7 protein-coding genes are annotated in these 7,269 nt (G+C 70.6%); 3 read left to right on the forward strand and 4 right to left on the reverse strand.

The genetic code is table 11. The annotated features are described in order from the left end of the window. The 3 genes from Q0066_RS12765 to Q0066_RS12775 form a co-directional block, all read right to left on the reverse strand. The coding region (locus Q0066_RS12765) for a glycerol-3-phosphate dehydrogenase/oxidase (RefSeq protein ID WP_298133458.1) at positions 1–1,246 on the reverse strand (1,246 nt) is incomplete at its 3' end. A gap of 6 nt (positions 1,247–1,252) precedes the next feature. Beyond that, a complete protein-coding gene (glpK, locus tag Q0066_RS12770) occupies positions 1,253–2,761 on the reverse strand; it encodes a glycerol kinase GlpK (RefSeq protein WP_298133460.1) in 1,509 nt (502 codons plus the stop codon). Between the two features lie 55 nt (positions 2,762–2,816). Beyond that, the gene (locus Q0066_RS12775) at positions 2,817–4,208 is read right to left on the reverse strand and encodes an FAD-binding oxidoreductase (protein ID WP_298133462.1); all 1,392 of its coding nucleotides are present in this window, start codon (positions 4,206–4,208) and stop codon (positions 2,817–2,819) included. Positions 4,209–4,339: 131 nt separating this feature from the next. On the opposite strand from Q0066_RS12775, the gene Q0066_RS12780 reads away from it, so the two are divergent. Continuing rightward, on the forward strand, positions 4,340–5,191 hold the full coding sequence (locus tag Q0066_RS12780; protein WP_298133464.1) for a LarC family nickel insertion protein: 852 nt from the start codon (positions 4,340–4,342) through the stop codon (positions 5,189–5,191). 263 nt (positions 5,192–5,454) lie between these two features. Here Q0066_RS12780 and Q0066_RS12785 read toward each other — a convergent pair whose 3' ends face one another. Then, on the reverse strand, positions 5,455–6,027 hold the full coding sequence (locus Q0066_RS12785) for a GNAT family N-acetyltransferase (protein WP_298133466.1): 573 nt from the start codon (positions 6,025–6,027) through the stop codon (positions 5,455–5,457). 115 nt (positions 6,028–6,142) lie between these two features. Here Q0066_RS12785 and Q0066_RS12790 point away from each other — a divergent pair, with 115 nt between their 5' ends. Both Q0066_RS12790 and recO read left to right on the forward strand, forming a co-directional pair. Beyond that, positions 6,143–6,805 (forward strand): SIMPL domain-containing protein, encoded by a 663-nt coding sequence (locus tag Q0066_RS12790; protein ID WP_298133468.1) that lies wholly within the window; start codon positions 6,143–6,145, stop codon positions 6,803–6,805. Between the two features lie 54 nt (positions 6,806–6,859). Next, positions 6,860–7,269, forward strand: a 410-nt coding sequence (gene recO, locus Q0066_RS12795; RefSeq protein WP_298133469.1) for a DNA repair protein RecO, incomplete at its 3' end; no start/stop codon positions are given.

Genomic DNA, 7,269 nt, shown 5'->3' on the forward strand with positions numbered 1-7,269 from the left:
CGGAGCGGGGTTCGGCCCGCTGACCAGGGAGTTCACCGGGAAGAGAGAGTCCGGCGGGGCGACGAGTGGACCGGCCCAGGCGTTCGACGGCGGCGTCCACGAACTGGCGGGCCATCAGCCGGCTGCTGGTCAGCTTGCCGCCCGAGATGGTCAGCATGCCGGCCGGGCCGACGCTGATCGCATGCTCCCGCGAGGTGTTGCCCGTGCTGGTGCCCGGCGATGGCGCCACCAGCGGACGCAGCCCGGCCCAGCAGCCGACCACATGGCTCAGGTCCAACCGGGCGTCCGGAATGGTGTGGTTCGCCACGTTGAGCAGGTACTGCAGGTCGGCCTCCTCCGGGCGGACGGAGTCCGGGTCGCCGATGTAGTCGGTGTCGGTGGTTCCCACGTAGACCAGGGAGTCGTCCAGCGAGGGGATCGGCCAGACCACCCGGTTGTCGTCGGGGGAGCGCAGGAACACGGCGGTGTTCAGTGGGAAGTCCCGCTTGCGCAGCACGATGTGTACGCCCTTGGTGGGCCGCAGCCGGCCTGCTGGTCCGCCGTCCTCGAGCGCTCGGGTCTGTTCGGTCCACGGCCCGGTCGCGTTGAGCACCTGCCGGCCGTGCACCTCCACCACGCCACCGCCCAGCTGATCCTCGATCCGGACGCCGCGCGCCTCGCCGGCCTCGATCAGCAGCCCGGTCACCCGAGCATGGTTCAGCAGCACCGCACCGGCCCGCGCGGCGCCCTTGGCGGTGTCCAGGGTGAGCCGGGCGTCGTCGGTCAGCACGTCGTAGAACCGTCCGGCGCCGAGTAGTCCCTCCGGGTTCAGGTGCGGCTCGTGCTCGAGCACCTGCTCCCGGTTCAGCATGGCGTGCCGGCGCTTGCGCCACTGCCCGGACGCCGCGTCGTAGAAGGTGAGGCCGAGGCTCAGCTTGAACCGGGTCTCGGGATAGCCGCGGTACAGCAGGTACAGGAAGGGCCGGACCTCGGTCAGATGCGGGGCCAGTCGCAGCATCCGCTCCCGTTCCTGCAGCGATTCGGCCACCATCTTGAACTGGTAGGTCTCCAGGTAGCGCAACCCGCCGTGGATCAGCTTGGTAGACCGGCTGGAGGTGCCGGCGGCGAAGTCGTCCTTCTCGACCAGCAGCACCGACAGGCCGCGCAACGCCGCATCGCGAGCGGTGGCGACACCGGTGATGCCGCCGCCGATCACGATCAGGTCGAACTCCCGCTGGGCGAGTGCCTCAGGATCGGCACGATGCACGTCCGATCACTCCTCCCCGGCGTCGCGCAGCCAGCCTCGCGAGCGTTCCACGGCGCGCTTCCAGGTGCGGTACTGCGCAGCCCTGGTGTCCGCGGACACGGCCGGCGTGAAGCTGGCCTCGATCTCCTGGGTGGCGAGGGCTTCGGCGGCATTCGCCCAGACCCCGGTGGCCAAGCCGGCCAGCAGGGCCGCGCCCAGGCTGGTGGCCTCGGTGTTGCGCGGGCGCACCACTTCGGCGTCCAGTTGGTCGGCCTGGAACTGCAGCAGCAGATCGTTGCGGGACGCTCCGCCGTCCACGGCGATCCGGGTGATCGGATGGCCGGAGACGGTGCTCATCGCGTCCATGAAGTCACGCACCGAGAAGACGATGCCCTCCAAGGTGGCTCGGGCCAGATGCCCGCGCTTGGTGCCGGGGCTGATCCCGAAGATGGTGCCGCGGGCGTAGGCATCCCAATAGGGCGCCGACAGGCCCGTCAGCGCCGGGACGAAATACACCCCGCCGTTGTCCGGCACGCTGCGGGCCAACTCCTCCGACTGGGCGGACGTGGCGATGATCTCGGCGCCGTCGCGCAGCCACTGCACCGCCGACCCGGTCGAGCCGGCGTAGCCCTCCAGCGCGTAGACGGTTTCGCCGTTCAGTCGCCAGGCGATCTGGGTGGTCAGGCCCGACGCGGTGTCGATCAGCGGCTCGGTGCCGATGGTCATGTCCAGGAAGGTGCCGGTGCCATGGGTGCACTTGGTCATCCCCGGCTCGATGCAACCCTGCGCGAACAAGGCCGAATGCTGGTCGGCGATGGCCGACGCGATGGGCACCTCGGCGCCGAAGACGTCCGCCGCGGTCACTCCGAGAACCCCGGAGTCGTCGCGCACCTCGGGGTAGGCCGAGGCGGGAATGCCGAGGGCGTCCAGCCACTCCCGGTACCAGTCGCCGGCGAGCAGGTCGTAGGAGCCGGTCACCGAGGCGTTGGACGCGCTGATCACGTGGGCGGCGCGTCCGGTCAGCCGGTAGATCAGCCAGGAGTCGACGGTGCCGAACCGCAGCTGATCGTTCTCGGCCGCCGCGGCGGCTTCGGGGACGTTGGCCAGCATCCATTCCAGGCTGAGCGAGGAATAGACCGGGGCGATCGCCCAGCCGGTGCGGGCATAGACGCGGTCGCCCCATTCGGCGTTGAGCGCCTCGGCCCGGTCGGCGGTGCGGGTGTCCTGCCAAACGATCGCCCGCCCGATCGGCTCGCCGGTGCGGGCATGCCAGACGATGGTGGTGGCGCGCTGGTTGGTGATGCCGATCGCGGTGATCTCGCCGGGCTGCAACTCGGCGGCGTCCAGCGCCTGCCGGATCATCGCCTGGGTGGCGTCCCAGATGTCGCTCGGTTCCTGTTCGACCCGGTCGGGGGCCGGGTGGTACTGCGGAAACTCGGTGTACGCCTGGGCCAGGATGGCGGCGTTCTCGTCGTAGATCAGTGCGCGGATCCCGGTGGTGCCGGCGTCGATGACGAGCAGTCGGGCAGTGGACATGGTCAGCTCCGGTTTCGGTGGAAGGGCTGGGGCAGGACTACTGGCGGCCGGGGCATCACAGCCCCAGCTTTCCCGGGTTCAGGATCCCGGCGGGGTCGAGGGCCGATTTGAGCCGCTGCAGAACGACATGAGCCGATCCGAGCGAGCGGCGGGCGTAGGCCGAGCGGGCCATTCCGCCGCCGTGGTGGTGGGAGAGTTCGGCGCCCTGCTCGAGGCAGATCTGCATGGCGGTCTCCCAGATGGCCCGGAGCCGGCGGACCGCCTCGGTGTCGTCGGGTGCGCGGCCGAGCAGGATCACGTACAGCGAGGTGCCTTGGGGGTAGACGTGCGAGAAGTGGCCGAGCACCTCGTCGGCCAACGGGGCCAGCGCGGTGGTGAGCGCGTGGTAGAGGTCGCCGATGCCCGACCAGGTGTGCGCCACCTCAATGGTTTCGGCATACCCGCCCGGTTCGTCCAGCAGGTTCTCGACGGTGGAGAAGTCGAAGCGGCGACCCATCCAGCGTTCGACGGGTGCGGCACCCAGCGGGACGCCGGCGCGGCCGGTGATCAACCCGTCCAGCACACGCAGTTCGGCGTCCGCGACGGTCTCGGGGCCGCGGGTGCCGACGAACAGCACCGGCTGGGTCTCGCCGGGCGCGGCGTGGGCGGCCTCGGTGGCGTCGTAGAGCCGCAGCAGCAAGGGGCGCAGGCCGAGCGCCGCCTGCTCGCGGAGGATCTCGATGCCGTCCTCGACGGTGGCCAGCCGGTAGGCGGCGAACCGGGTGGTCACCGTGGTGGGGAAGACCTTCAGGGTGACCGAGGTGATCACGCCGAGGGTGCCTTCGGAGCCGAGGAAGACCCGGCGCAGGTCGGGTCCCATCGCCGCCCGTGGAGAGGCCTTGACAGTGACCGTCTCGCCGGTGGCCAGTACCACGGTGTAGCCGGTGACCAGGTCTTCGATGCCGCCGTACATCGAGGAGAACTGTCCGCTGGCCAGGGTGGCGACCCAGCCGCCCACTGACGATCGGTACAGCGACTGGGGCGAGTGGCCGAGGGTGTAGCCGGCGTTGGCCAAGGCGTCCTCGAGTTCGCCGCCGGGCATGCTCGCGGACGCGGTGACGGTGAGGTTGCGCTCGTCCAGGGCGAAGGTGGGCGGCACCGTGCTGACGTCGAGGACGACGCCGCCGCGGGTCGGCAGCGGCTGGCCGGTGACCGAGGACCCGCAGGCCCGCACCGTGACCGGGATCTGGTGCCGGCTCGCGGTGCGGAGCAGTTCGGGCAGTTCGTCGAACCTGTTCAGCCGGATCACCAACTCGGCCGGCCAGGGGTGCTCGTGCAGCTTCGCCAGCTTGGTGCTGAGTGGCCAGGTGTCATGGCTGGCCGCGGTCAGCGCCTCGGTGGAACTGTCGAGCCGGGCATCTCCGGCGGCGGAACGGAGTGCTTCGAGGGTCTCCGGGTCGATGGTCACGCGGCGGGTCTCCGATCAATAATCAGGATTCTGACTAATAGGATAGCGGCAATCTCTCGAATCGGACGGAGCTCTGTCAAGGCCCTTCCCGCATCGCGAAGACGGCTCGCCGATACGCGATGATGGCGATCGTGCGCGCATGGTTGGACGTCCGGGCCGGGGTCGCCGGCGACATGCTGATGGGTGCCCTGGTCGATGCCGGCGCCGACCTGGAGGGGGTCCAGGCTGCCGTCCGCGCCGTGGCGGGGGAGGGCGTCCGGTTGCGTCGCGAGCCGGTGCTACGGGCCGGTCTGCCGGCCAGCAAGCTGCACGTCGACATCGTCGCCGACCGAAGCGGCCCGCGAACCTTGGCGCGACTGTGCGCGGAGGTCGAACAGTCTTCGCTGGCGGAAGACACCAAGGCGTTGGCGCTGCGGGTGCTCCGCCGGCTCGGCGAGGGTTACAGCCGCGGCTACGGCATCGACCCCGACGAGGTGGCGCTGCAAGAGGTGGCCGCGCTCGATGTGCTCACCGACGTCGTGGGCGACTGCGAGGCACTCCGGCTGCTCGGCGTCGACTCGGTGACGGCCTCACCGCTGGCGCTGGGGTCGGGGCGGATCCGCACCTCGCACGGCGACCTCGAGGTGCCGGTTCCGGCGGTCGCCGAGCTGGTTCGAGGTTGGCCTGTGGTCACCCTTGGCCCGGCTGTGGACGCCGGTGAGGCGGCTCCGGAGGAGCCGCACCCGTTGCGCGACGCTGCCGATCGGTATGTGCCGCTGGCCGGGATCACCGGGGACGAGGGGATGCTCACCGAGGAACCGGCGCAGGTGGTGGACGGCCGGGGCCTGGGCGAGTTGGCCACTCCGACCGGCACCGCGCTGCTGCGCTGTTTCGCCTCGGCCTGCGAGCCCGAACCGCCGGCTTTCCCGATCACGATCGGCGTGGGTGCCGGCGGCCGGGATACACCGGGCCGTCCGAATGTGGTGCGGGTGCTGCTGGCCTGATCGCATCTCGCCGGTCGAGCTTGTCGAGACCAGGAAAGCGGAGGTGGTTGGTGGTTTCGACAAGCTCAACCAGCGGGGGTTCCCGTTGGTCGAGCTTGTCGAGACCCCCATGCCGCCCGCGCTGTCTCGACCCATCGGTCATCCCGGGCTTGACCCGGGGATCTGGTCGCGCTGGATCAGTGCGGAGATCCCGGCGTTCGCCGGGATGACGGGGTGAGTTCGACTGGCCTGGTTTCGACAAGCTCAACCAGCGGCGGGCGTGCTCAGTGCAGCGGGTACTCCAACTCCAGCTGATGCCGCAGCGGAATGCCGTCCATGCCGTGCGAGGGGATCCCGGGCTTGAATCGGCGGACGTCGTCCATCGCGTCGCGGTGCAGGGCCACCAGGTCCCAGCCCGCCCGCTGGTAGCTGCGCAGCGCGCGAGTGTTGTCGTTGGTGGTCACCAGCCAGACACGGCGCCAGGACTCGTGCCGGGCCAGCTCGACCAAGGCCTCGAGCAGGATGCCGCCGGCACCACTGCCCGGATCGACGGCGTCGATGGTGACCAGTTCGGTGTGCACGCCGTCGGGTCGTTGCCGCGGGATGAAGGTCAGCGCGCCGGCGCGGCGTCCGGCCGCATCGGTGGCGATCAGCGCCGGCATCGTGGCCGGTCGGATCAGTTCGCCGGAGAGCACGACGGCGCCGTGCCAGCGCTCGTCGGTCAACTCGGTGAGCCAGGGCCCGTCGTCGGCCCGCGCGGTGCGGACGGTGAGCCCGTCGCGCGCGGCGAGCGGCTCGGCCAGGGTCTCGAGTTCGGTGGCGTAGCGGGCGAGTGCGTCGAGGTCCGGGGTAGGCATGACTCCGACGGTAGCAACCAGGCCTGCGCCGCCGTCCGCCGCCGCCTGCAGGGCGGGGCGTCGACCGCCCCTGCTTGTGGGCTGCCACTACGCTCGACGCCGGAAGGGAGCTGCGATGGAGATCAGTGTCCAGGGAACCCACGAGGAAACGGTCCGACCGGAGGTCGCGCGACTGCACGCCTGGGTTCGGGCCGAGGGAGCCAGCAAGGACCAGGTCCTGCGCACGGCGACCGAGGTGGTGAACCTGATCAGCGCCGAGTTCGATCGGTTGCGCGATTCCGGCGCGGTCGTCGAGGTAGTGGTGCGACCGATCAGCACCTCCTCGTGGCGCCCGATCGCCAAAGGACGGCAGCAGGCGCCGATCTTCCGCGCCGGCGCCGCACTGTGGGCAGATTTCACCGACTTCATCGCCCTGGCCGACCTCGCGGCCCGCTTCGGTGCGACCGAGGGCCTCGAGCTGCAGCGGGTCGAGTGGCGGCTGACCGACGCCACTCGTCGCGAACTGGAAGAGGTGTGCCTCACCCGCGCGGTCGAACAGGCCCGACAGCGGGCGCTGGTGATGGCTCGCGCGGCGGGTGCCGAGGAGGTTGCCTTCGTGCAACTGGCCGATCCCGGCCTGCTCGGTGACCGGGCAACCGCCGAGACCTTCGCGGTCGCGGCTCCGATGGCGATGGCCCGGGGCGCGGCGTTCGCCGGCGACGACCTGAGCGGCATTGACATCAGGCCCGAAGACCTGACGGTGGCCGGCCAGGTGCAAGCCCGGTTCACGGCGGGCTGAGCCGCGACCGGGGTTGCGCGCGGATGCCGCCGTCCCGATCGGCGAGAATGAACCGTGCCCACTTATCGTGACGAGGCGGTCGTGCTGCGCACCCACAAGCTGGGGGAAGCCGACCGGATCATCACCCTGCTGTCCCGCCGGAACGGCAAGATCCGCGCGGTCGCGAAGGGGGTGCGGCGCACCTCGTCCAAATTCGGTGGACGGCTGGAGCCGTTCAGCCACATCGACGCTCAGTTCGCCACCGGGCGCACCCTGGACGTGGTCACCCAGGCGGTCACCCTGCACGCCTACACCGAACCGCTCGGCGGCGACTACACCGCCTACACCACCGGTCAGGTGATCCTGGAGACCGCCGATCGGCTGGTCGCGGAAGAGCGTGAGCCGTCGCTGCAGCAGTTCCTGCTGCTGGTCGGGGCGCTCAACGCGCTGACCGCCGGCACCAGCGACGGGCCGCGTCCGGCCAC

This window comes from Micropruina sp., assembly GCF_027492755.1.
Taxonomy (GTDB): domain Bacteria; phylum Actinomycetota; class Actinomycetes; order Propionibacteriales; family Propionibacteriaceae; genus Micropruina.